A 22841-nucleotide genomic window follows, 5' to 3' on the forward strand; every position below is an offset into this window, starting at 1 on the left:
CAGACTTCGACTTTCCGTCAGCTCGGCATTCTTCCCGAGACGGCGGAGGCCCTTGAGGCCGTCGGCATCATCAATGCCTTTCCCATCCAGGAGATGACCCTCCCCGTTGCCCTCTCGGGCTCGGACGTCATCGGCCAGGCCAAGACCGGTACGGGCAAGACCCTCGGTTTCGGTCTTCCGCTCCTTGAGCGCGTCACCGTACCCGCGGACGTCGAGGCGGGCCGGGCCACGCCCGAGCAGCTGACGGACGCCCCGCAGGCCCTCGTCGTCGTTCCGACGCGCGAGCTGTGCCAGCAGGTGACCAATGACCTGCTCACCGCCGGCAAGGTGCGCAATGTGCGCGTCCTCGCCATATATGGCGGTCGTGCGTACGAGCCCCAGGTCGAGGCCCTGAAGAAGGGCGTCGACGTGATCGTCGGCACCCCGGGCCGTCTCCTCGACCTCGCCGGGCAGAAGAAGCTCGACCTCTCGCACGTGAAGGCGCTCGTCCTCGACGAGGCCGACGAGATGCTCGACCTGGGCTTCCTGCCCGACGTCGAGAAGATCATCAACTACCTTCCGGCGAAGCGTCAGACGATGCTGTTCTCGGCGACCATGCCGGGCGCCGTCATCGGCCTCGCCCGCCGCTACATGTCGCAGCCCACGCACATCAACGCCACCTCGCCGGACGACGAGGGCGCGACCGTGCGCAACACCGCGCAGCACGTGTACCGCGCGCACAACATGGACAAGCCCGAGATGGTCGCGCGCATCCTGCAGTCCGAGGGCCGCGGACTCTCGATGATCTTCTGCCGTACGAAGCGCACGGCTGCCGACATCGCGGACCAGCTCAAGCGTCGTGGCTTCGCCTCCGGCGCGGTCCACGGTGATCTGGGCCAGGGCGCCCGCGAGCAGGCGCTCCGCGCCTTCCGCAACGGCAAGGTGGACGTCCTCGTCTGCACCGATGTCGCCGCGCGCGGTATCGACGTCGAAGACGTGACGCACGTCATCAACTACCAGACGCCCGAGGACGAGAAGACCTACCTGCACCGCATCGGCCGCACCGGCCGCGCGGGCAAGAAGGGCATCGCGATCACGCTGGTCGACTGGGACGACATCCCGCGCTGGCAGCTGATCAACAAGGCCCTCGAGCTGAACTTCAACGACCCGGTCGAGACCTACTCCTCGTCACCTCACCTCTACGAGGAGATGAACATCCCGGCGGGCACCAAGGGTGTGCTGCCGCGCTCGGAGCGCACGCGCGCCGGGCTCGAGGCCGAGGAGGTCGAGGACCTGGGCGAGACCGGTGGCCGCGGGGCGTCGTCCTCGCGCGGCGGCCGTGGTGGTCGTGGCGACCGCGACCGTGACCGCGGCCGTGACCGCGATCGGGACCGGGAGCAGCGCGAACAGCGTGAACAGCGCGAGCGCCCGGCGCGCACGCCGCGCCGCCGTCGCCGTATGCGCGGTGGCGAGCCGGTCGGCGCCGGCGAGGCCACGGCCGCGCCCGCCTCCGCCCCCGCGTCCGCGTCTGTTCCCGCTCCGGCGGAGGAGTCCGCGGAGTCGCGGACGCCGCGTCGTCGCCGCCGTACGCGCGGTGGTTCGGGCGCCCCGTCGGTCGCGCCGGTGGTGGCCCCCGCCGCCGAGGCGGTCGTGGAGACGGTCGAGGCGGAGATTCCCGCCCAGCCGCGCCGTCGTACGCGCAAGAAGGCCGAGCCCGTCGTCGAGACGGTGGAAGCCGTGCCGGCGGCCGCGGAGCCGGAGCAGTCCGAGCCGAAGGCGAAGCCCGCGCGCACCCGCAAGAAGGCGGAAGCCGCGGTCGACACGGCCGAGGCCGTTGAGGTCGCCGAGGCCAAGCCCGCCACGCGGACCCGCACCCGTAAGAAGGCCGAGCCCGCCGCCGAGACCGTCGACGCCGTTGAGGTCGCCGAGGCCAAGCCCGCCACGCGGACCCGTACGCGGAAGAAGGCGGAAGCCGTCGTCGACACCGCGGAGGCCACCGAGGCCAAGCCCGCCACCCGGACCCGCACCCGTAAGAAGGCGGAGGCCGCGGTCGACACCGTCGAGGCCACTGAGGCGAAGCCGGCGCGTACGCGCAAGAAGGCCGAGCCCGTCGCGGAGGCGGCGGACGCGAACGAGCCGAAGCCGGCCCGCACGCGTACGCGGAAGAAGGCGGAGGCCGTCGTCGACACCGCGGAGGCCACCGAGGCCAAGCCCGCCACGCGGACCCGCACCCGTAAGAAGGCCGAGCCCGCCGTCGAGGTCGCCGAGGTGGCCGAGGTGACCGAGGCGAAGCCGCGTCGTACGCGGAAGAAGGCGGAGGCCGTCGTCGACACCGCGGAGGCCACCGAGGCCAAGCCCGCCACGCGGACCCGCACCCGCAAGAAGGCCGAACCCGCCGCCGAGGTCGCCGAGGCGAAGCCCGCCGCGCGGACCCGGAAGAAGGCGGAGCCCGCCGCCGAGACGGTCGAGGCGAAGCCGCGTCGTACGCGCAAGAAGGTCGAGGCCCCCGAGGCCTGATCGGTCCACGGCGAAAGGCCCGGATCCCGCTGCTGCGGGGTCCGGGCCTTCGTTGTCGGTGGCGGCGCGTAATCTCGGCACATGAGCAGGCCCGCGACCTTCACCCCGCCGCCCGGCACCCGTGCGCACCGACTCCGCACCGCCCGTGGCGACTTCGCCGCGCTCTCCGGCGAGCCGGCCGAGGGCCCGGTCCGGGGCACCGCCCTGCTGCTGCCCGGGTTCACGGGGAGCAAGGAGGACTTCATCGAGCTGCACGCTCCGTTGAGCGCGGCCGGTTACCGGAGCATCGCCGTGGACGGCCGCGGGCAGTACGAGTCGGAAGGCCCGAGGGACGACGAACGGCCTTACGGGCAGCGCGAGTTGGCGCGTGACGTGCTCGCGCAGGCGGCGGCGCTCCAGGCCGACGAGGGAACCGGCAGGGTGCATCTGCTGGGGCACTCGCTCGGCGGGCTCGTCGCTCGTGCGGCGGTCATCGAGGACCCCGCCCCGTTCGCGTCGCTCACACTGATGTCCTCGGGCCCCGCCGCCGTCGCGCAGCCCCAGCAGGAGCGCGCCAAGCTGCTCCAGGACGCCCTCACCGCGCTCGACATGGCGCAGGTGTGGGAGGCGATCCAGGGCCTGGACGCCCCCGAGGACGCCGCCGACCTCCGTGGCGACGGCGAGGATCTGCACCGCCGCTGGATGCGGAACAGCCCGGCCCAGCTCATCGCCACGGCGGGCCAGCTGCGCACGGAGCCGGACCGGGTCGACGAGCTCGCCGCGCTCGGCCTCGCGATACATGTGCTGTCGGGCGAGCGGGACGACACCTGGCCCGTGCCGCTCCTCGACGACATGGCGGCACGCCTCGACGCGGAGCGCACCATCGTGGCCGGGGCCGAGCACTCCCCCAATACCGACCAGCCGCGGGCCACGGCCGCCGCCCTCGCCGCCTTCTGGGACCGCCACCCGGCGACGTAGAACAGCACTTCACAGCACCTCACGAGCCTCTCGCGGCTCTGCTGACGCACGAGTAATTAGCCGATCGAAAAATTTCCTTAGCGTAGGGAATGTTTGCAGCGGGCAACTCGTTGTACCCGTAGGAACGTGCGGCACCACTGCCGCGCAATTCACTCTTAACGGCCGGGCAACCGCCCGGCCGTACGGCGGGATCAAGCTGAGAAGCCCCGCACCAGTAGTTCTCCTTCAGGAGGATCACCAGACGAAGGGAGAAGCCCATGCGCTTCGAAATCATGCGACTCGACGATGTCGACGGCACTGCCGTGGACAGCACCGTCGTGGACGCCGCCTCCGTCAACCGGATCGTTCAGCAGGCCGCCGCCATCGGGCAGCGCCTCTACATCCGCCCGGCAGAGTCGTCCGCCTCGTAACGGCGTGAGCGACTCCCACACTTCGAAGCCCCCGTACGCACGATGCGTACGGGGGCTTCGCTGTGGTCCCGGGCCGCCAGGGGGCCAGGGCCATCACGATCTCAGGGCGGTCAGGTCAGGAGCCCTGGATCACCTGCGTCACGCCGTTGATGATCTGCTGCACCGCGATCGCGGAGAGCATCATGCCCGCGAGCCGGGTCACCAGGACCACGCCGCCGTCCTTGATGACGCGGATGATCACCAGCGAGTAGCGCATCACCAGCCACAGCACCACATGGATCGCGATGATCGCGGTCCAGACGGAGAGCTGGTCGCCCATCGAGTCCGCGTCCTGCACGGCGAGGATCACGGAGACGATCGCGCCGGGCCCGGCGAGCAGCGGCATGCCGAGCGGCACGAGGGCGACGTTCACGTCCTTGGTCTGCTTGGGCTCGTCCGTCTTGCCGGTCAGCAGGTCGAGCGCGATCAGGAGCAGCAGCAGACCGCCCGCGATCATCAGGGCGGGGACGGAGACGTGCAGATAGGCCAGGATCTGGTTGCCCAGGACGCCGAACACGGCGATGACGCCGAAGGCGACGCAGACCGCCTGGAAGGCCATGCGCTTCTGGACCTTGGCGGGGCGGCCCGCGGTGAGGGCGAGGAAGATCGGGGTGATTCCGGGGGGATCCATAATCACAAAAAGCGTGAGAAAAAGGGATCCGAAGACGGCAGCGTCGAACACGGTGGGGTGCCTTGCGAGAGTGGTGCGGAAGGGTGGGTCGAGGTGCGTACGGGGCGCGTCAGGCGCAGTGTCCGCCGGCGCCCGGCACCGGGAAGGCGCCCGTGGCGCGCCGCGTGATCTCCCCGTAGACCTCGGGGTCGGTGGTGTACTCGCCGAGCACGCACGTCTTGCGGCTGCCGTGGTAGTCCGAGGACCCGGTGACCAGCAGGCCGACGTCGGCGGCGAGAGAGCGCAGGCGGTCGCGGGTCGCGGCGTCGTGATCCATGTGGTCGACCTCGATGCCGTCGAGCCCGGCCTCCGCCAGCTTCGCGATCGTCGGCTCGGGCACGGTGCGGCCGCGCTTGGCGGCGCCGGGGTGCGCGAAGACGGTGACGCCGCCGGCCGCCTTGACGAGCCGGATCGCCTCGAAGGGGTCGGTCTCGTGCTTCGGGACGTACGCGCGCCCGCCGTCGGCGAGCCAGTCGTCCGTGAAGGCGTCCGAGACCGTCGGTACGACGCCGAGCTCGACCAGCGCCGAGGCGACGTGCGGGCGGCCGACCGAACCGTCCCCCGCGATCCGGGCGACGTGCTCCCAGGTGACGGGGACGCCGAGCTCGTTCAGCTTGGCGATCATGCCCTTGGCGCGCGGCACCCGGTCGTCGCGGACCAGCTCGCGCTCGGCGAGCAGCGCCGGCTCCTCGGGGTCGAAGAGGTACGCCAGCATGTGCATGCCCACGCCGTCGAGACGGCAGGAGAGCTCGGCGCCGGTGACGAGGGTCAGCCCCTCGGGCAGGGCCGCACCGGCCGCGGCGTGCCCGCGCGTGGTGTCGTGATCGGTGAGCGCGACGACGTCCAGGCCGGACGCGGCGGCGTTCCGTACGAGTTCGGCCGGGCTGTCCGTGCCGTCGGAAGCGGTGGAGTGGGTGTGCAGATCGATGCGCACGGCTGCGTACTCCAGGCTCGACGGGCTGACGGGACGGATGCCACGAATGGCGCGGATGAGGCTGACGGACTGACGGGGACCGCTCAAGGATAACGGGGATTCCAGCACCCCCGTCACCACCGAACCAGGCGCGGACCCCTTACCCCACCCGCCCCCTGGGGCTCACTGCACGATGCGCGGCGACAGCGCCCCGCACGGCAGCAGATCCACCTCGGCCCCCGCGTCCCGCAGGTCCGTGAGCACCAGCTCGTCGTACATCAGCACCCCCGTCTGCTCCGGCCAGACGACCGCCCACAGCCACAGGCCACGCGCCTCGCCGGCGAAGACCGCCCGGTCGTCCGGGGTGCCGGAGACGTGCCACATCGGGGTGGGCCGGCCCGCGGCGAGCACCTTGGCCTGCGGGGGACCCGAGACCTCCATGTACGGGCCGGGGTCAGGGCCGTCAATCCCCGCGTAGCGCGCGCCGAGTCCGACGCCCAGCTCCTCGGCGACGAGCACCAGTTCACCGGCACCGCCCAGCGGTCCGGGGCCCGAGCAGGCGACGGCGGTGGCGCGGCCTCCGTGACGCTCGTCCCCCGCGTTGGCCACGCCGGTGAACAGCCAGCCGACGGGCAGTGGCCACGGCATCCAGACCGGCACCCGCGCGCGCCGCACCACGACGCTGAGCGCCTCGACACTGGGCGGGATCACGGGCTGCATCGGGTGCACGGTCCCGTGCACATCGCACTGCCAGGAGTCGGCAAAGAGTCCGGGAGCCCTGACCCGGCCACCACACTTCGGGCAACTGGGTTCGCCCCTCATAGAGCCCCACGGTCCTCCCCGTCCCGCGCCGCGTCAAGGACGATCACCCGTCCGGAGGGCACCGCCGTGGCGTCCCGACCAGGGCCAATACGTGTAGCTTGCATTAATTAGCGGCTCTAAATTATTATGTGTATACGCCAACGATCCGGTCGAAGAACCGGAGGGCTCGAAGGACTCGAAGGAGCAGTGGGCATGAGCCAGACCAGTACAGGGGGTCCCGCCGAAGGGGACACGTTCGACGCAGGTGCGGGCAGCATCCTGCGTCAACCGAAGGCGGTCTGGGCGACCGCCGGGGCATCCGTCGTCGCCTTCATGGGCATCGGCCTCGTCGACCCGATCCTGCCGTCGATCGCCAAGGGCCTCGAAGCGACACCGAGCCAGGTCTCCCTGCTCTTCACCTCGTACTTCCTGATCACCGCCATCGCCATGCTGGTGACCGGGTTCGTCTCCAGCCGCATCGGCGGCAAGAAGACCCTCCTCGTCGGCCTCGCCCTCGTGGTGATCTTCGCGGCGCTCGCGGGCACGTCCGGTTCCGTCGGGGAACTGGTCGGCTTCCGCGCGGGCTGGGGCCTCGGCAACGCGCTCTTCGTGTCGACCGCGCTGGCGGTCATCGTCGGCGCCGCCGCCGGTGGCAGCGCTGCCGCGATCCTCCTCTACGAGTCCGCGCTCGGGCTCGGCATGGCCTGCGGGCCGCTCGTCGGCGCACTGCTCGGCAATGCCAGCTGGCGCTACCCGTTCTTCGGCACCGCCGCCCTGATGGCCATCGGCTTCCTGTGCATCACCGTGTTCCTGAAGGAACAGCCGAAGCCCGCGCAGAAGACGTCGATCCTCGACCCCCTCAAGGCGCTGGGCCACGGCGGCCTCGCGTCCGCCGCGATCTCGGCCTTCTTCTACAACTACACGTTCTTCACGGTGCTGGCCTTCACGCCGTTCGTGCTGAACATGACCCCGTACAAGTCGGGCGCGGTGTTCTTCGCCTGGGGTCTGCTGCTCGCGCTGTTCTCGGTGATCGTCGCACCGCGTCTGCAAGCCAGGTTCGGCTCGCTCAAGGTGCTCGGCGGTTCGCTCGTGCTGCTCGCCCTGGACGTGCTCGTCCTCGGGTACGGCAACCACACCGCGGCCATCGTCTGCACGATCCTGTCCGGCGCCTTCATCGGCGTGAACAACACCGTCTACACCGAGCTCGCGCTCGGCGTCTCCGACGCGCCGCGGCCGGTGGCGAGCGCCGGCTACAACTTCGTCCGGTGGTTCGCCGCCGCGGCCGCACCGTTCTTCGCGCCGAAGATCGAGGTGTGGACCAACATCCACATCCCGTTCGTGGTCGCCGCGGTCACCGCGGTGCTCGGTGCGGTCGTGGTCTGGGTGCGCAGGAGCTCGCTCACCCTTCCCCAAGCTCTCGAATCCGCTCGAGCAGGGGAGACCCCATTGCCCGAGGAGTTGGAGCCGAAGCACGCCACCGAGGACAGCGTCTCGGTGTACGCGAACTGACCGGTTCTCAGTCCAGTGTCACGGACTTGCGCAGTGGGTCGCGCAGGTCCGTTCCGCTGTCCAGCCACTTCTCCTGGAGCGCGGCGGCGCCGTGCACCCGCTTCCACGCCGCCTCGTTCGGCGTCATGGGAAGGAGCGGCAGGAACCGTACGGGCTCCAGGGGCTCGTCCAGGTCCAGGTCCTCCACCAGACCGCCCGGCTCCGCGACGAGGGCCGAGGTGAACGGAGCGCCGGGCCACAGCGGTTCGCCCACGTCGAGCGAGGCGCCCGGTGCCACGACGAGGCCCTCGACCTGCGGGGAGGCGGCGAGGACCGCGAGCGGGCGGAGCACCTTGTCGGTGTCGGCGAGGCCGGCGCGGACGGTCAGGACCAGCTCGGCGCGGGGGCCCGCGACCGGGTCGGCGAGGGCCGCCGTGGGGTCGGTCATCGGGGACGCGGACATGCCGAGGGTGGCGTAGCGCACCACGTTCTGGGAGGCGTCTGTGAAGCGCAACACCTCGATCCGGTCGGTGCCGAGGAAGGTGACCGCCGCGCGTGCGTCCGGTTCACCCAGGGTTGTCCGGAGTCGCGCCTCCACCAGCGCAAGAACTTCTGCCATCCCGCGAGCATAGATCTCTCGCTCAACGGGTATGGACGGGGCCCGCTTTCGCCGGTCGGCTGATAGTCTTGGCCGCTGGTCGGGACAACACGCAGTGCGTGTCCGCCGAGGGCCTTACGCGGGCCCGTCGGGAAACCGACCCGTTTCACGTCCCCCACGGGGGACCGGCCGGAGGAGGTGGGGCTGTCATGGATCGAAGTCGACCGTGCAGTACTACCCGTTCTTCCGGCCTGTAGGGCCCAGGGCCTCATCTCACTCGCAGTCAGCCGCACACCGTGCTGGCCGCGCCTGCCGGAAGAGCACTTCGTTCCCCTGATCTCATCGACGCCCGCCTCGGATGTCGTGATCTGAATCAGTCAGCGAAGCCGCCCAGTGTCGGTGCGGTGCTTCCCGCTTTGTGGACGTGCAGCATGTCCCGGTTCCCGGTTGACCAGGACGTCCTCATTCCGGGTGGTTCCACCCGACGCGCGGCGACTCCCGCCCGCGAAGGAGCCTGCCCATGTCGATGATGCGCGACCTGCGAGCCGCCGTCCGTCCCTCGCTGCGCAAGAGCGTCGCCCCGTACGCCAACGAGGCCCGCAACTCGTACGACTTCACGCGTGACGCGGCGGCCTGCTCGGCCGTCGTGGACTGTGCCGTGTACCGCGACGGGGTCCGCGTCCCGTCCTCCGAGTACCTCACCCCCGGCGGTGCCAAGCACCAGGTGCGGCGCGACGGCGGCTTCGCCTGGATCGGCCTGCACGAGCCGACCGAGGAGGAATTCGCCGGTATCGCCGCGGAGTTCGGGCTGCACCCGCTCGCCGTCGAGGACGCCGTCCACGCCCACCAGCGGCCCAAGCTGGAGCGTTACGACGACACGCTGTTCACCGTCTTCAAGACCATCCACTACATCGAGCACGCCGAACTCACCGCCACCAGCGAGATCGTGGAGACCGGCGAGGTCATGTGCTTCACCGGGCGGGACTTCTTCATCACCGTCCGGCACGGCGGCCAGGGCTCCCTGCGCGCGCTGCGGCACCGGCTCCAGGACGACCCCGAGCTGCTGGCCAAGGGCCCGAGCGCCGTGCTGCACACGATCGCCGACCACGTGGTCGACGGGTATCTGGCCGTGGCCGACGCGATGCAGGACGACATCGACGAGGTCGAGACCGAGGTCTTCTCGCAGCCCGGCAAGGGCTCCCCGCGCGGCTCGGACGCGGGCCGGATCTACCAACTCAAGCGCGAGGTACTGGAGTTCAAGCGGGCCGTCGCCCCGCTGCGGCGCCCGCTGCAGCTGCTCAGCGAGCGGCCGATGCGGCTGATCGACCCGGACATCCAGAAGTACTTCCGGGACGTCGCCGACCACTTGGAGCGGGTGCAGGAGCAGGTCATCGGCTTCGACGAGCTGCTGAACTCGATCCTCCAGGCCAATCTGGCGCAGGCCTCCGTCGCCCAGAACGAGGACATGCGCAAGATCACCTCGTGGGCCGCGATCATCGCCGTACCGACCATGGTCTGTGGTGTGTACGGCATGAACTTCAAGTACATGCCGGAGCTGCACTGGCGGTTCGGCTATCCGCTGGTGCTCGGCGTCACCGTCGCCGCCTGTTTCTCGATCCACCGGATGCTGAAGCGCAACGGGTGGCTGTGAACGCCGCGGCTACGCTTTCCGTATGACGACTGCTGAACTGCTCGACGCCGCCCTCGTCGAGGAGGCCACGAAGAAGTCCGGGCTGATCTGGGTGCGCGGGGACCGGGGCGTCGAGCGGGCCCTGTGGCACGTGTGGCACGAAGGCGCGGCGTGCCTCGTCGGCGACGGGCCCGGCGAGCAGCCGCTGCCCGACCTCGTCGACGGCGGCGCGGCGCTCGTCACCGTGCGCAGCAAGGACAAGGGCGGGCGGCTCGTCGGCTGGCGGGCGACGGTGGTCGAGCTGGCGCCGGGTACGGAGGCGTATGACTCCGTCGTGGGTGAGCTGAAGGGCAAGCGGCTGAACGCGCCGGACTCCGAGACCATGCTGGAGCGGTGGGTTCGGGAGTGCCGGGTGGTGCGGCTTGAGCCTGTGGGCGGGGAGACGGTGCCGGTGGCCGACGGGTCGCTGGCCGCGGTCCCGGTGGGGTCGCCGGCCACGACGCGGAACCCTGTGCCGGCTGGTCTGCCGAAGCTTCTGCGGCGCCGGCGTTGACGCCTCGGGGCTCCGCCCCGGAAGTGTCCTCAATCGCCGGACGGGCTTGATTTATCAAGCCCGTCCGGCGATTGAGGACAAGCCAGGGACGGGTCAGCCCGGCAGGGCCTGGCCGTAGTCGACCGTTTCTGTGGACTTGGGTTCGCGGAGGGTGAAGTTCTTGCCCCAGTCGCTGAGTTGGATCGTGCCGGCGCCCCCGGCCCGCTCCAGGCGCATCGGGTACGCGCTGCCCTCCAGGGACACGTCGAGGGTGCCGCCCGCGCCCTTGTCGCCGGTCAGTTCGACCGTGCGCATACCGCCCACCGACCCGCGCTCGCCCTTCGCCAGCGCTCCGTGCAGCGCCAGCAGGCCGTCGAGCAGCACGCTCTTGTCGGTGAAGGTGCTCAGCCGCTGGTAGGCCGGGTCGCCCTTCGGCACCTTCACGTACTTGCCGTCGAGCTTCTGCGCGGCGTCGCCCGCCCCGTGGCCGTCCTGGCCGTCCTCGGAGTGCGTCCAGAAACCGGCGCCCGCCTTGAGGTACAGGTGGTCGCCGACCCGCAGCAGCTGGAACGTGCCGCCGCCGGTGCTCACCGACCCCGTGCCGCCATCGGCCTTCAGCCGCATGTCCAGCTTGTACGTCTTCTTGTTGACGACCACCGTGCCGGCGACGTGCACCGCGTCCGCGCCGCGGGCCGCCCGGACCGTACGGGACTGGATCTTGGCCGGGGTCAGCTTGCCGACGCCGTTCGTCCCCGCGTCCGGGTCCTCCTCGCCGCACGCCGCGAGGCCCACCGCGAGCCCCGTGCACATCACGCCCACCATGAGTGTCCTGCGGGTACGGCGGGTGAGGGGGCGCGGGGTCACGGGCGGACTACCTCTCGTACGGCAGCTTGGGTGGGAATGGAGGGGGGCGGCGCGTAGCGCCTCGGTTGAGGGCGGTGGTGGGAGACGGGTGGGCAGGTACGGCAGCGTACCCCCGCGATCTGCGGTTACCCGTCCGGGTCGGGTGGCCGACGTACAAAGGCGCGGGGGGCGGGGAGCGGCTAGCCTGGGCGGGAAATTGGCCGCATATCCGGACGAAAGCGAATGAAACACGGAAGGAGGCGCGCGACGGTATGGCTGGAGGCGCTCCCCGGATCTTCGTTTCGCACCTCTCCGGCATCGCCGTCTTCGATCCGAACGGTGATCAGGTGGGCCGCGTGCGCGACCTGGTGGCGATGTTGCGCGTGAGCCGCAGACCGCCGCGGCTGCTCGGGCTCGTCGTCGAACTGTCGACCCGGCGGCGCATCTTCCTGCCGATGACCCGTGTCACCGGGATCGAGTCGGGCCAGGTCATCACCACGGGCGTGCTCAACGTCCGGCGCTTCGAGCAGCGGCCCACCGAGCGCCTGGTCCTCGGCGAGATCCTCGACCGGCGCGTACGGCTCGTGGAGACCGGCGAGGAGGTCACCGTCCTCGACGTCTCCATCCAGCAACTGCCCGCGCGCCGAGACTGGGAGATCGACCGCGTCTTCGTACGGAAGAGCCCTCCGAAGCGCGGCGCGTTCCGGCGCGCCAAGGGAGAGGCGATCACCGTCGACTGGTCGGGCGTCGACGGCTTCAACCTGGAGGAGCACGGGCAGGGCGCGGAGAGCCTGCTCGCCACGTTCGAGCAGCTGCGCCCCGCCGACCTCGCCAACGTGCTGCACCACCTCTCCCCCAAGCGCCGCGCGGAGGTCGCCGCCGCGCTCAGCAACGAGCGTCTCGCCGACGTCCTGGAGGAGCTCCCGGAGGACGACCAGATCGAGGTGCTCGGCAAGCTGAAGGAGGAGCGCGCCGCCGACGTCCTGGAGGAGATGGACCCGGACGACGCCGCCGACCTCCTCGGCGAACTCCCCGAGGACGACAAGGAACGCCTCCTCGACCTGATGAAGCCCAGCGAGGCGGCGGACGTGCGGCGCCTGATGGCGTACGAGGACCGGACCGCGGGCGGCCTGATGACGACCGAGCCGATCGTGCTGCGCCCCGATTCGACGGTCGCGGACGCCCTCGCCCGCATCCGCAATCCCGACCTGTCCCCCGCGCTCGCCGCGCAGGTGTACGTGTGCCGGCCGCCGGACGAGACGCCGACCGGCAAGTACCTGGGCACGATCCACTTCCAGCGGCTGCTCCGCGACCCGCCGTACACGATGGTCAGCTCGATCCTCGACGACGATCTCCAGGCCCTGACCCCGGCGGCCGCGCTGCCCGAGATCGCCGGGTTCTTCGCGACGTACGACATGGTGGCCGCGCCCGTCGTCGACGACGGCGGCTCGCTGCTCGGCGCCGTGACCGTGGACGACGTACTGGACCACATGCTGCCCGAGGACTGGCGCGAGCAGGAATTCCACCTGGCCGGGGAGGTGAACCATGCCGACTGAGGAACGCGAGCGCGACGCCCCGCGCAGGCCGCGCATCCGGCTCGACCAGCCGCGCGCGCCGAAGCGGAAGCTGATCCCCGATTACGACCCCGAGGCCTTCGGCAGGCTCTCGGAGCGGATCGCACGCTTCCTGGGGACGGGCCGGTTCATCGTCTGGATGACGGTGCTCATCATCGTGTGGGTGCTGTGGAACATCGTCGCGCCCGCCGATCTGCGCTTCGACGAGTACCCGTTCATCTTCCTGACACTGATGCTGTCGCTGCAGGCCTCGTACGCCGCCCCGCTGATCCTGCTCGCGCAGAACCGGCAGGACGACCGCGACCGGGTCAATCTCGAACAGGACCGCAAGCAGAACGAGCGTTCCATCGCCGACACCGAGTATCTGAGCCGCGAGATGGCGGCCCTGCGGATCGGGCTCGGCGAGGTCGCGACGCGCGACTGGATCCGCTCCGAGCTGCAGGATCTCATCAGGGAGCTGGAGGAGCAGCGGCAGTCAGCTCCGGGGCCGGGGGTATTCCCCGCGGAGCGGACGCGGGGACGTGACGTAGACGACCGCTGACAGGGCTTTCCGGGTGCGGGTTACCCCGCCGTAGACTCGGGTGCATGGCTACGGAAGACGCGGTGCGCGAGGCACTCGCGACAGTGAACGACCCCGAGATCCACCGCCCCATCACCGAGTTGGGGATGGTCAAATCGGTGGGCATCGGTGCGGACGGAGTCGTCGCGGTCACCGTGTATCTGACGGTCTCGGGCTGCCCGATGCGCTCCACGATCGAGAACAACGTGCGGGACGCCGTCGCCGCCGTCGAGGGCGTGACCGAAGTGCAGGTCACCCTCGATGTGATGAGCGACGAGCAGCGCAAGGAGCTGGCGACCGCGCTGCGCGGCGGCACCGCCGAGCGCGAGGTCCCCTTCGCCAAGCCGGGCTCGCTGACCCGCGTGTACGCGGTGGCCTCCGGCAAGGGCGGCGTCGGCAAGTCCTCGGTGACGGTGAACCTGGCGGCCGCGATGGCGGCCGACGGCCTGAAGGTCGGTGTCGTCGACGCGGACATCTACGGGCACAGCGTCCCGCGCATGCTGGGCGCCGAAGGCAAGCCCACCCAGGTCGAGGACATGATCATGCCGCCGTCGGCGAACGGCGTGAAGGTCATCTCGATCGGCATGTTCACGCCGGGCAACGCGCCGGTGGTGTGGCGCGGACCGATGCTGCACCGCGCGCTCCAGCAGTTCCTCGCCGACGTGTTCTGGGGCGACCTGGACGTGCTCCTGCTCGACCTGCCGCCCGGCACCGGCGACATCGCCATCTCGATCGCCCAGCTGGTCCCGAACGCCGAGATCCTGGTCGTCACCACGCCGCAGCAGGCCGCCGCCGAGGTCGCCGAGCGGGCCGGATCGATCGCCGTGCAGACGCACCAGAAGATCGTCGGCGTCGTCGAGAACATGTCGGGGCTGCCCTGCCCGCACTGCGGCGAGATGGTCGACGTGTTCGGCACGGGCGGCGGAAAGCTGGTCGCCGAGGGCCTGACCAGGACCACGGGCGCGGAGGTGCCGGTGCTCGGCTCCATCCCCATCGACGTACGCCTGCGCGAGGGCGGCGACGAGGGCAAGCCGATCGTGCTCACCGACCCGGACTCCCCCGCGGGCTCGGCGCTGCGCGACATCGCGGACAAGATCAGCGGGCGTCAGCGCGGTCTGTCGGGGATGTCCCTGGGGATCACGCCGCGCAACAAGTTCTGACGGTTCGACAGAACGGCGGGCCGCCCTCCTGGGCGGCCCGCCGTTCTTCGTCACGCGTCCGGTTGCGGTTCCGGATCCGGTTCCAGCGCCGCGATGTCCTTCACGGCGGAGAACCCGAGCCCGTACGCGCTCATGCCGCGCCCGTACGCACCCAGGTGCACCCCGGCCTGCGTGGAGCCGGCGAGCACCCAGCCGTACTCGGACTCCCGGTAGTGGAACGGGGTCGGCACCCCGTCCACCGGCAGCGTCAGCGTCGCCCAGTCGTCGGACGCGAGGTCGTCGGCGAGCACCCACGCCGTCTCGGTCTGCTGCTCCAGCCAGTCGTCGCGCAGCGTGTGGTCCATCTGCACCGGCCAGGTGTACGAGAGCAGTCCGACGCCGGCGAGCCAGGCCGACGAGGCGACGGACGTGGCCTCCAGGACGCCGGTGCCGTCGGCGGTGCGCCGTACCGGATTGGCGGCGATCGTCACGACGACCGCGAAGCGCTCGGTGTCCTCCGTGAGCTCGCTGCGTACGGAGGGCTCGTCACCGTGCCCGATCGAACCGTGCTCGACGGAGCCTTCCGCCGTGGTGCCGACCTGCATCAGCCAGCGCGGTCCCGTGAAGGCCTCGTCGAGGCCGTACCACGGGAAGGGCGCCAGCAGGTAGCCGTCGACCGTGCGCCGGGCCGTGAGAGCCTCGCCGGCCCCCTCGGTGACCGGCGCCTGCGCGCCTACCCGACTCGTCGTCTCCATGTACCCGGCCGCCTCCTCGCTCAGTTACGGACCGGCGCGGCCCGCCCCCCTCGGGCGTTCACTCACGTCCGGTCCGCGCAACAACAAGGCAGGATGCCACACCGGGTCCGCGGGGCCCGGTTTCGTCAGGCGTGGTTGAGCCGCTTTAGGGGTGGTTCGAGGTGGTTCGGGCCGCGCCCGGGTTCAGGTCGCGTCCGCGGTTCAGGTCGCGTCCGCGTCGAAGGGCGGCGGCTCGATGGCGGCCGGCTTCTCGGACTTCTCGGGTCGCTTCTGCATGTCGACCGCTTCGGGCCGCTTCTGCATGTCCACGCGGCCAGCGCTGCCGGACTGGCTCGACGACCCGGAGTCCTCCAGCTCACCGACGGTGTGCGCCGCCTCGGAGACTTCGGCCATCTCCTTCTTCAGGTCGAAGCCGTTGCGAATCTCCTTGAGCCCCAGCTCGTCACTGTCCAACTGCTTGCGGATGAACGTCTTGGGGTTCAGGTCCTCGAACTCGAAGTCCTTGAACTCCGGGCCGAGTTCGTCGCGAATATCCTGCTTCGCACTGTCCGAGAACTCCCGGATCTTACGAATGGTGCGTGAAACGTCCTGAATGACCTTCGGGAGCTTGTCGGGGCCGAAAACGAGAACGGCCAGCACGACGATCGTCACGACCTCCAGCGGGCCAATGTCGTTGAACACCTTGCTCTCCTAGCGTGTCCTCGGCCCGCGGTCGAACATCAGCAGCAGGTCTTTGGCAGGGTCCGGCAGCGGACCCGGTCCACGGTACCCGGCCGACCTGTCCATTCGGTAGCCACCGGGGTACCTCCAGGATCGCGCATCCCGCGCCACGGGCGGTCGGGAGTCGGTCAAGAGCCGGTCAGCCGCCGCCGGCGGAACCGAGAACGAGCGACATCTCCCGTTCCTTTCCGCCCCGTTCGACCGTGAGGACCAGTTTGTCCTTGGGGCGGTGGGTGCGGATCTTGACGATCAGCTCCTCACCGGAGTGCACGCGGACGCCGTCGACCTCAGTGATCACATCGCCCGGCTCGATCCCCGCCCTGGCGCCCGGACCGCCCGGACTGACGGCCGAGCCGCCGCTGTTGCCCTGCGTGCCGACGCGGGCACCGTCGCCCGAGTAGTCCATGTCGAGGGTGACCCCGATCACCGGATGCGTCGCACTCCCGGCGTTGATCAGCTCCTCCGCCACGCGTTTCGCCTGGTTGACCGGGATCGCGAAGCCGAGCCCGATGGAGCCCGACTGCCCCTCGGGCAGCTCCGAACCGCCGGCGTCGGCCGACCGGATCGCGCTGTTGATGCCGATGACGCGGGCCTTCGCGTCGACCAGCGGGCCGCCCGAGTTGCCCGGGTTGATGGGTGCGTCGGTCTGCAGCGCGTCCACATAGCTGACGTCGCTCCCGTCGCCCTTCTCGCCGCCCGCCGTGATGGGCCGGCCCTTGGCGCTGATGATGCCGGACGTGACCGTGTTCGCCAGGTCGAAGGGGGCGCCGACGGCCACGACCGGGTCACCCACCTGCACGTTCTCGGAGTTTCCGAGGGCCAGCGGCTTCAGCCCGCGCACCCCCGACACCTTGATCACGGCGAGGTCGTAGCCGCTGTCCTGCCCGACCAGCTCGGCCCGGGCGCTCTCACCACTGGAGAATGTGACCGATATCTCACCGCCGGAGTCGGCCGACGACACGACGTGATTGTTCGTGAGGATGTGCCCCTGGCCGTCGAGCACGAAGCCGGTGCCGGTGCCCTCCTCCGACGAACCCTCGGTGTGGATGGTGACGACGCCGGGCAGGGTGCGCGCCGCGATACCGGCCACGCTGTCTGGGTCACGGTTCTTTGACTCGGCGTCGGCCTGCGGCAGTCGGATGTCCGCCCCGACGCCGGTCCGCTCCAGGTACGACCCGATCGCCCCACCGATGCCTCCGGCGACCAGGGCGATCACCACCGCCCCGAGCACGAGCCTGCGCCTGCGCCTGCGCGGCGCGGGCGGCCCGAAGTCCGGCTGGTGCCAGGGCTGGTGGACAAATTCCACCCCCTGCGGCGATTGAGCAGATTCAAGCCCCGCTCCGGGACGAGAGCCGGCGGGGTCCGGGGCGGAGCCCCGTGACGGGGGAACGGTCGACCGCTCCGACACCTCACCCCTGGCGGAGCCCTCCGTGGGATTCCCCTCGTCCATGTCCCGCCGCTCTCCCCAAGCCTGGCCCACGGCACCGCACCGCCGACTCCCACGGTCGCGACCCGGATCCGCACCCGACGCACCGCCTCACCTGGATTCAACCAGGTTCGACGGCGCGGGCGCAGGGGGCGTCAGCGCAGCGACGAAGGACGGGACGACGCGGTCGGCGACGACGCCGAGGCGGCGGTGAGGCCGGGCCCTGTCGCCCCGAAGGTGGTGCCGTCGGACGAGGCCGAGGCGGTGGGCCGCGGCGCGAACGAGACCGCGACAGCGGGGGCGGCGGGACGTATGAGAGGCGACATGCGGGCCGCACCGGCCAGCAATGGCGTCGAGAACGGATAGCCCGCGCTCTCCGCGTGGCCCCCGCCGGGCAGCAGCGGCGCGCTTGCCTCGGTCGGCGAGACGGGCGCCGCGAGGGCGCCCCCGCGCTGACCGAGCGGCGACGCGTTCGACCTGCGGCGCTGTGTGTCCGAAGCCGCGGCGGCACCGGCCGGCTGACTGCGCAGCGGCGTGACATTGCTGCCGGAACCGCCACCGCGCGTGTCGCTGCTGTCGATCGGGGCAGCGGTCGTGACCCCGCCGAGCGCGATCGCGGCGAGCGACACCGCTCCGGCCGCGGCGAACGCGAAGCGGCGGGAGCGTGAGCCCCGGTCGCTCTCGTGCCGGTCGGCACGGGTCACTTCGTGGATGCGGAAGCCGCGCTGGCCGCTGGGGAAGACGGCGGCGTGCGCGCCGGAGGGCGCGTAGCCGAAGGGCTCCGGGTCTACGTCGAAGACTCCCTGTCCGAAGCCCCGGATTCCGCCGAGGGGTCGGCCACTGCCGAATCCGCCTCCCCCGAACGGTGGTGTGCCACCGTCGGTGTCACCTCCCGCGGGCAGCCCCTGGAGGCGGGCGAGAAAGCTGTCGGAGGGCGGCGGCGGGGCCGCCTGCGCGAAGACGCTCTTGAGACGGCGCTGGGCGTCGGCCTCGGCCTTGCATTTGGCGCAGGTCGCCAGGTGCGCGAGGACGCGCTCCCGGGCGTCGTGGTCCAACTCGCCGTCGACCAGGGCGGCCAGCCTGTCCCCCAGGTGTTCGTCGGCCGCGGTCTGTTGGCGTTCGGCAGGATTGAGACGTGATCCACTCACGCGGGCGCGCCCCCTCCTCCGAGGACGGGGAAGGCCCCCGTGGACGCGAGCGTGCGGCGCTCCTTGCGGGCCTCGGGCGAGCGGTGCTGCAGCGCCTTGCGCAGCTGCGAGCGGCCGCGGTGGATACGGCTGCGGACCGTGCCCAGCTTCACGCCGAGGGTCGCGGCGATCTCCTCGTAGGAGAGGCCCTCGATGTCGCACAGGACGACGGCGGCACGGAACTCGGGCGCGAGGGTGTCCAGCGCCTGCTGGACGTCGGCGTCGAAGTGCGCGTCGTTGAACACCTGCTGCGGCGACGGCTCTCTGCTGGGCAGCCGCTCGGCGGCGTCGTCACCCAGTGCGTCGAAGCGGATGCGCTGCTTGCGACGGACCATGTCGAGGAACAGGTTCGTGGTGATGCGGTGCAGCCAGCCCTCGAAGGTGCCGGGCGTGTACGTCGAGAGCGAACGGAAGACGCGGACGAAGACCTCCTGTGTGAGGTCCTCCGCGTCGTGCTGGTTCCCCGTCAGGCGGTACGCGAGACGGTAGACGCGGCCACTGTGCGTGCTGACGATCTCCTCCCACGAGGGGGGAGTCCACGCCTGCGATTCCGCATCGGCGGCAAAGGTCGCGGTCTGCGCGGAGTCAACGGTGCGGATTCGGTCAGCGGTGTTGGTCACGGATTTCGGCTCACCCGCCGACCTGAGAAGACGCCGGAGCCGTCCTCCCCGATCCACAGGCGCAGCCGCACCTCCCCTATCGGCTCTGGTGGTGTCCAGTGGAGCACCTACCATAACCACTCCGTCCGTTAGCTCCGGATAAGCGTTTTTACTCAGATTTGCCGGTCGACTCTCGACCTCCGCCCGCACGGCTGTCGCCATCGCGCTCTCCCCCGTCGTTCCCCGTGTCCAGCCTGCTCTTTTGCCCTGCCTCTTCAAACGTGCGGTCCCATCTGCGAGTTCCCGCCACCAACGGATAAAGTCACGCGCAGGCATCCACGGGGACGGGAGAGGGCCATTACCGGCAACCGGCAGACAAGTTGGGCGTTCGCCGACGCCTTTGTCGCCGAGGACGACGCGACTCGCTGGGCTCGGGACCGGGCCCGCGAGGCAGGGCTGAGCCCGGTGTCCCCCGGCGCGGGCGCGACGTTGGGGATGCTCGCTGCCACGGTAGGGGCGAAGGCCGTCGCCGAGATCGGTACGGGCACGGGCGTGTCCGGGGTCCATTTGCTGCACGGGATGCGGTCCGACGGGGTCCTCACCACGGTCGACCCCGAGCCGGAGCGGCAGCAGTTCGCGCGCCAGGCGTTCCGCGCGGCCGGCTTCGCCAGCAACCGGGCCCGGTTCATCCCCGGCCGCGCCCTCGAGGTGCTGCCGCGGCTCGCCGACAGCGGGTACGACCTGGTCTTCTGCGACGGTGACCGGCTGGAGTGCCTCGACTACTTCGCTGAATCGTTGCGCCTGCTCCGGCCCGGTGGCCTGGTGGTCTTCCAGGGGGTCCTCGCCGAGGGGCGGACCGTCGACGCGGGGCCGCAGCCGGTGGAAGTGCTGCGCCAGCGCGAGTTGCTGCGGGCCGTGCGGGAGAGCCCCGAGCTGGTGGCGTCGGTGCTGCCGGTCGGCGACGGGCTGCTCTGCGCCGTCAAGCGCTGAGGCCGGCGCGCAGGCGGGTCCCGGGCCCGCCTGCCTCCACACACACGACTGCCCCGGCACCAGATGTGTGCCGGGGCAGTCGTAAAGGTATGGTCGCTCGCGCGTCAGCCGACGACCGGCCCAACCCCACATCGATGGGGAATGGACGCGGGTGCAGAAGGTGTCAGCCCACTACCTTCTTCAGTTCGTCACCGAGGGCGCTCGCCTCGTCCGGCGTCAGCTCAACCACGAGCCGACCGCCGCCTTCGAGCGGAACGCGCATGACGATGCCCCGCCCCTCCTTTGTCACCTCGAGCGGGCCGTCACCCGTTCGCGGCTTCATGGCCGCCATGCTCGTTCCCCTTCCTGAAACCAGCTCATCGTCAGCCGACGGCCCTCTGGGTGGGCACACGTCACCGGCATCGAACACATTGCTTCCAGGCCATTATCCCGCATCGCGGGACCCGATGACCAACATCGGTCGGCATCGCTTGCGCAACGCACTTGTCCAAAACCACTCAATTCGGGGATCCGACTGCGATACTGCGCCATCTTCGGACCCTTACCGACGCGAATTCGTTAGACGCAGGTCACATGCCGAGACCGTTCCATGGGCCGTGATCTACGTCATGCTGAGCACGGACGACTGAGCGACCGCATAGGAGGAGTCCCATGGCCGACACCGTGCTCTACGAGGTGAGCGACGGGCTCGCGACGATCACGCTGAACCGCCCCGAGGCGATGAACGCGATGAACACCGAGGCCAAGGTCGCCCTCCGCGACGCGGTGCAGTCGGCCGCAGGCGACGACACGGTCCGGGCGGTGCTGCTGACTGCGTCCGGCGACCGGGCGTTTTGCGTGGGTCAGGACCTCAAGGAGCATGTCGGCTCGCTGCTGGCGGACCGGGAGTCCGGCGAGGGCCGCACCATGAACACGGTGCGCGAGCACTACAACCCGATCGTGCGGGCCCTGACCCAGATGCCGAAGCCCGTGGTGGCCGCGGTGAACGGCGTGGCGGCCGGCGCCGGGTTCGGGTTCGCGCTCTGCGCCGACTACCGGATCGTGGCGGACAGCGCGTCGTTCAACACCTCGTTCGCGGGCGTGGCACTCACCGCCGACTCCGGGGTCTCCTGGACGCTGCCGCGCCTGATCGGCCCCGGCCGCGCGGCCGACCTGCTGCTCTTCCCGCGCTCCCTGAAGGCGCAGGAGGCGTACGAGCTGGGGATCGCGAACCGGCTCGTGCCCGCCGCCGAACTCGCCGAAGAGGCCCGCAAGGCGGCGCGCACGCTCGCCGAGGGTCCGACCGTCGCCTACGCCGCGCTGAAGGAGTCGCTCGCCTTCGCCGGGGACCACTCCCTCGACGAGGCGCTCGACAAGGAGGACGAGCTGCAGGCGCGGGCCGGCGCCTCCGAGGACCACACCATCGCGGTGCAGGCCTTCATCGCCAAGGAGCGGCCGAAGTACCTGGGCCGTTAGACCATCTCGGCGCGGGACACGCAGTCCGCCAAATGGTCGTTGACCAGCCCGCACGCCTGCATCAGCGCGTACGCCGTGGTCGGGCCGACAAAGCGCAGGCCGCGCTTCTTCAGCTCCTTGGAGAGGGCCGTCGACTCGTCGGTGATCGCCGCCACGTCGCCCAGCACCTTCGGGACCGGGCGGGTGGCGGCGTCCGGCGCGTACGACCAGATCAGCTTGTCCAGCTCGCCGGGCGACCAGTCCACGAGCACGCGCGCGTTGGCCAGCGTGGCGTCGATCTTGGCCCGGTTGCGGATGATCCCGGCGTCGGCGAGCAGCCGCTCCCGGTCGGTGTCCGTGAAGGCCGCCACGTCCGCGATCTTGAAGCCGGAGAACGCGGCGCGGAAGCCCTCGCGGCGTCTGAGGATCGTGATCCAGGACAGGCCCGACTGGAACGCCTCCAGACAGAGGCGCTCGAACAGCGCGTCGTCGCCGTGCACCGGGCGGCCCCACTCCGCGTCGTGGTACGCGACGTAGTCCTCGGTCGAAAGGCCCCAGGGGCAGCGCGGCCTTCCGTCGGGGCCCGGGACGGCGCCCTCTGTCGGCTCGCTCACCGGAACCCCTCCCCCGTCCCGGATCCGAACCCGTACTCACCAGGTGGCGCGTAGCCCGTGTCAGGGCCTCGCTCGGGCGGCCGCGGGCCGGTCCGGGTGTGGGCCGAGGTGAGGGCGGCCTCCAGTTCCGTGATGCGCGCGTCGCGCTCGGCCAGTTCGGCCCCGAGGCGGTTCAGCGCGTCGTCCACCTCCGCCATGCGGTAGCCGCGCACCGCCAGGGGCAGCCGCAGCTCCTCCACGTCGGCGGGGGCCAGCGGGCGGTCCGGCGGCAGTGGGTCCGCGTAGAACTGGGACGGCTCGTCGCGCAGCGTGCCGCTGTCGCCGCCGCCGATGACCGCGAACGTCACCGCCGCGATCACCACGACCAGCGCGGCGACCAGAAACAAGAACATGACCATGTCTGCCGTCCCCTGCGTTCGACCGGGCCGTGCGGCCCTCAACCGTCAGGCATCGATCGTGCCATGCCG

The 22841-nt window shown here is 70.7% G+C and carries 24 protein-coding genes; 11 read left to right on the forward strand and 13 right to left on the reverse strand.

What is annotated here, in order from left to right:
- Positions 1 to 93: 93 nt before the first annotated feature.
- The 3 genes from ACFYWS_RS05180 to ACFYWS_RS05190 all read left to right on the forward strand — a co-directional run bounded on the left by ACFYWS_RS05180 (position 94) and on the right by ACFYWS_RS05190 (position 3863).
- On the forward strand, positions 94 to 2496 hold the full coding sequence (locus tag ACFYWS_RS05180) for a DEAD/DEAH box helicase (protein WP_389269725.1): 2403 nt from the start codon (positions 94 to 96) through the stop codon (positions 2494 to 2496).
- A gap of 81 nt (positions 2497 to 2577) precedes the next feature.
- Positions 2578 to 3453, forward strand: a complete 876-nt coding sequence (locus tag ACFYWS_RS05185) for an alpha/beta fold hydrolase (protein ID WP_389269727.1) — start codon at positions 2578 to 2580, stop codon at positions 3451 to 3453.
- Positions 3454 to 3710: 257 nt separating this feature from the next.
- Positions 3711 to 3863, forward strand: coding sequence for a hypothetical protein (locus tag ACFYWS_RS05190; protein ID WP_306317966.1), 153 nt, complete (start codon positions 3711 to 3713; stop codon positions 3861 to 3863).
- 115 nt (positions 3864 to 3978) lie between these two features.
- On the opposite strand, the gene ACFYWS_RS05195 is transcribed toward ACFYWS_RS05190, so the two are convergent.
- The 3 genes from ACFYWS_RS05195 to ACFYWS_RS05205 all read right to left on the reverse strand — a co-directional run bounded on the left by ACFYWS_RS05195 (position 3979) and on the right by ACFYWS_RS05205 (position 6307).
- Positions 3979 to 4584, reverse strand: coding sequence for a MarC family protein (locus ACFYWS_RS05195; RefSeq protein WP_389269730.1), 606 nt, complete (start codon positions 4582 to 4584; stop codon positions 3979 to 3981).
- 58 nt (positions 4585 to 4642) lie between these two features.
- On the reverse strand, positions 4643 to 5506 hold the full coding sequence (locus ACFYWS_RS05200; RefSeq protein ID WP_389271705.1) for a PHP domain-containing protein: 864 nt from the start codon (positions 5504 to 5506) through the stop codon (positions 4643 to 4645).
- A 162-nt stretch (positions 5507 to 5668) separates the two neighbouring features.
- Positions 5669 to 6307, reverse strand: a complete 639-nt coding sequence (locus ACFYWS_RS05205) for a DUF6758 family protein (protein WP_389269732.1) — start codon at positions 6305 to 6307, stop codon at positions 5669 to 5671.
- Positions 6308 to 6499: 192 nt separating this feature from the next.
- On the opposite strand from ACFYWS_RS05205, the gene ACFYWS_RS05210 reads away from it, so the two are divergent.
- Entirely contained in the window at positions 6500 to 7795 is a 1296-nt protein-coding gene (locus ACFYWS_RS05210; protein WP_389269734.1) for an MFS transporter, read from the forward strand.
- Between the two features lie 7 nt (positions 7796 to 7802).
- Here the strand turns inward: ACFYWS_RS05210 and ACFYWS_RS05215 are convergent, their stop codons facing one another.
- Positions 7803 to 8393: a suppressor of fused domain protein gene (locus tag ACFYWS_RS05215; protein ID WP_389269736.1), complete on the reverse strand. Its 591-nt coding sequence runs from the start codon at positions 8391 to 8393 to the stop codon at positions 7803 to 7805.
- 499 nt (positions 8394 to 8892) lie between these two features.
- Between ACFYWS_RS05215 and ACFYWS_RS05220 the strand changes: the two genes are divergently transcribed.
- Both ACFYWS_RS05220 and ACFYWS_RS05225 read left to right on the forward strand, forming a co-directional pair.
- Positions 8893 to 10023 carry a magnesium and cobalt transport protein CorA gene (locus tag ACFYWS_RS05220; protein ID WP_389269738.1) on the forward strand — a complete coding sequence of 377 codons (1131 nt, stop codon included), beginning with the start codon at positions 8893 to 8895 and terminating at the stop codon, positions 10021 to 10023.
- A 22-nt stretch (positions 10024 to 10045) separates the two neighbouring features.
- On the forward strand, positions 10046 to 10555 hold the full coding sequence (locus ACFYWS_RS05225) for a hypothetical protein (RefSeq protein WP_389269740.1): 510 nt from the start codon (positions 10046 to 10048) through the stop codon (positions 10553 to 10555).
- A 93-nt stretch (positions 10556 to 10648) separates the two neighbouring features.
- Here ACFYWS_RS05225 and ACFYWS_RS05230 read toward each other — a convergent pair whose 3' ends face one another.
- Positions 10649 to 11356, reverse strand: coding sequence for a hypothetical protein (locus ACFYWS_RS05230; protein ID WP_389271708.1), 708 nt, complete (start codon positions 11354 to 11356; stop codon positions 10649 to 10651).
- Between the two features lie 293 nt (positions 11357 to 11649).
- Here ACFYWS_RS05230 and ACFYWS_RS05235 point away from each other — a divergent pair, with 293 nt between their 5' ends.
- From ACFYWS_RS05235 to ACFYWS_RS05245, 3 genes are read left to right on the forward strand one after another with little or no spacing between them, the layout of a single operon-like run.
- Positions 11650 to 12933: a magnesium transporter MgtE N-terminal domain-containing protein gene (locus ACFYWS_RS05235; protein ID WP_389269742.1), complete on the forward strand. Its 1284-nt coding sequence runs from the start codon at positions 11650 to 11652 to the stop codon at positions 12931 to 12933.
- A complete protein-coding gene (locus tag ACFYWS_RS05240; RefSeq protein ID WP_389269744.1) occupies positions 12923 to 13492 on the forward strand; it encodes a DUF1003 domain-containing protein in 570 nt (189 codons plus the stop codon). The genes ACFYWS_RS05235 and ACFYWS_RS05240 overlap by 11 nt, the downstream gene beginning before the upstream one ends.
- Positions 13493 to 13536: 44 nt before the next feature.
- Positions 13537 to 14670 carry an Mrp/NBP35 family ATP-binding protein gene (locus ACFYWS_RS05245; RefSeq protein WP_389269746.1) on the forward strand — a complete coding sequence of 378 codons (1134 nt, stop codon included), beginning with the start codon at positions 13537 to 13539 and terminating at the stop codon, positions 14668 to 14670.
- A 50-nt stretch (positions 14671 to 14720) separates the two neighbouring features.
- On the opposite strand, the gene ACFYWS_RS05250 is transcribed toward ACFYWS_RS05245, so the two are convergent.
- The 5 genes from ACFYWS_RS05250 to sigE form a co-directional block, all read right to left on the reverse strand.
- A complete protein-coding gene (locus ACFYWS_RS05250; protein ID WP_389269748.1) occupies positions 14721 to 15404 on the reverse strand; it encodes a hypothetical protein in 684 nt (227 codons plus the stop codon).
- A gap of 201 nt (positions 15405 to 15605) precedes the next feature.
- Entirely contained in the window at positions 15606 to 16085 is a 480-nt protein-coding gene (locus tag ACFYWS_RS05255; RefSeq protein WP_389269750.1) for a sec-independent translocase, read from the reverse strand.
- A gap of 178 nt (positions 16086 to 16263) precedes the next feature.
- A complete protein-coding gene (locus tag ACFYWS_RS05260; protein WP_389269752.1) occupies positions 16264 to 17430 on the reverse strand; it encodes a S1C family serine protease in 1167 nt (388 codons plus the stop codon).
- 275 nt (positions 17431 to 17705) lie between these two features.
- Positions 17706 to 18698, reverse strand: coding sequence for an anti-sigma factor family protein (locus ACFYWS_RS05265; RefSeq protein WP_389269754.1), 993 nt, complete (start codon positions 18696 to 18698; stop codon positions 17706 to 17708).
- Positions 18695 to 19471: an RNA polymerase sigma factor SigE gene (gene sigE / locus ACFYWS_RS05270; RefSeq protein ID WP_389269756.1), complete on the reverse strand. Its 777-nt coding sequence runs from the start codon at positions 19469 to 19471 to the stop codon at positions 18695 to 18697. Before sigE ends, ACFYWS_RS05265 begins: the two co-directional genes overlap by 4 nt.
- 156 nt (positions 19472 to 19627) lie before the next feature.
- On the opposite strand from sigE, the gene ACFYWS_RS05275 reads away from it, so the two are divergent.
- A complete protein-coding gene (locus ACFYWS_RS05275; RefSeq protein WP_389271711.1) occupies positions 19628 to 20326 on the forward strand; it encodes an O-methyltransferase in 699 nt (232 codons plus the stop codon).
- 163 nt (positions 20327 to 20489) lie between these two features.
- Here the strand turns inward: ACFYWS_RS05275 and ACFYWS_RS05280 are convergent, their stop codons facing one another.
- Positions 20490 to 20657 (reverse strand): DUF3117 domain-containing protein, encoded by a 168-nt coding sequence (locus tag ACFYWS_RS05280; RefSeq protein ID WP_266713770.1) that lies wholly within the window; start codon positions 20655 to 20657, stop codon positions 20490 to 20492.
- A gap of 320 nt (positions 20658 to 20977) precedes the next feature.
- Between ACFYWS_RS05280 and ACFYWS_RS05285 the strand changes: the two genes are divergently transcribed.
- Positions 20978 to 21781 (forward strand): enoyl-CoA hydratase/isomerase family protein, encoded by an 804-nt coding sequence (locus ACFYWS_RS05285; protein WP_389269758.1) that lies wholly within the window; start codon positions 20978 to 20980, stop codon positions 21779 to 21781.
- Here the strand turns inward: ACFYWS_RS05285 and ACFYWS_RS05290 are convergent.
- Together ACFYWS_RS05290 and ACFYWS_RS05295 are read right to left on the reverse strand one after the other, a co-directional pair.
- Positions 21778 to 22374, reverse strand: a complete 597-nt coding sequence (locus ACFYWS_RS05290; protein WP_389269760.1) for a DNA-3-methyladenine glycosylase I — start codon at positions 22372 to 22374, stop codon at positions 21778 to 21780. The two genes, ACFYWS_RS05285 and ACFYWS_RS05290, sit on opposite strands and share 4 nt — an antisense overlap.
- On the reverse strand, positions 22371 to 22772 hold the full coding sequence (locus tag ACFYWS_RS05295; RefSeq protein WP_389269762.1) for a DivIVA domain-containing protein: 402 nt from the start codon (positions 22770 to 22772) through the stop codon (positions 22371 to 22373). The genes ACFYWS_RS05290 and ACFYWS_RS05295 overlap by 4 nt, the downstream gene beginning before the upstream one ends.
- Positions 22773 to 22841 lie beyond the last annotated feature (69 nt).

The sequence above is a fragment of the Streptomyces sp. NPDC002795 genome, from assembly GCF_042888725.1.
Taxonomy (GTDB): domain Bacteria; phylum Actinomycetota; class Actinomycetes; order Streptomycetales; family Streptomycetaceae; genus Streptomyces.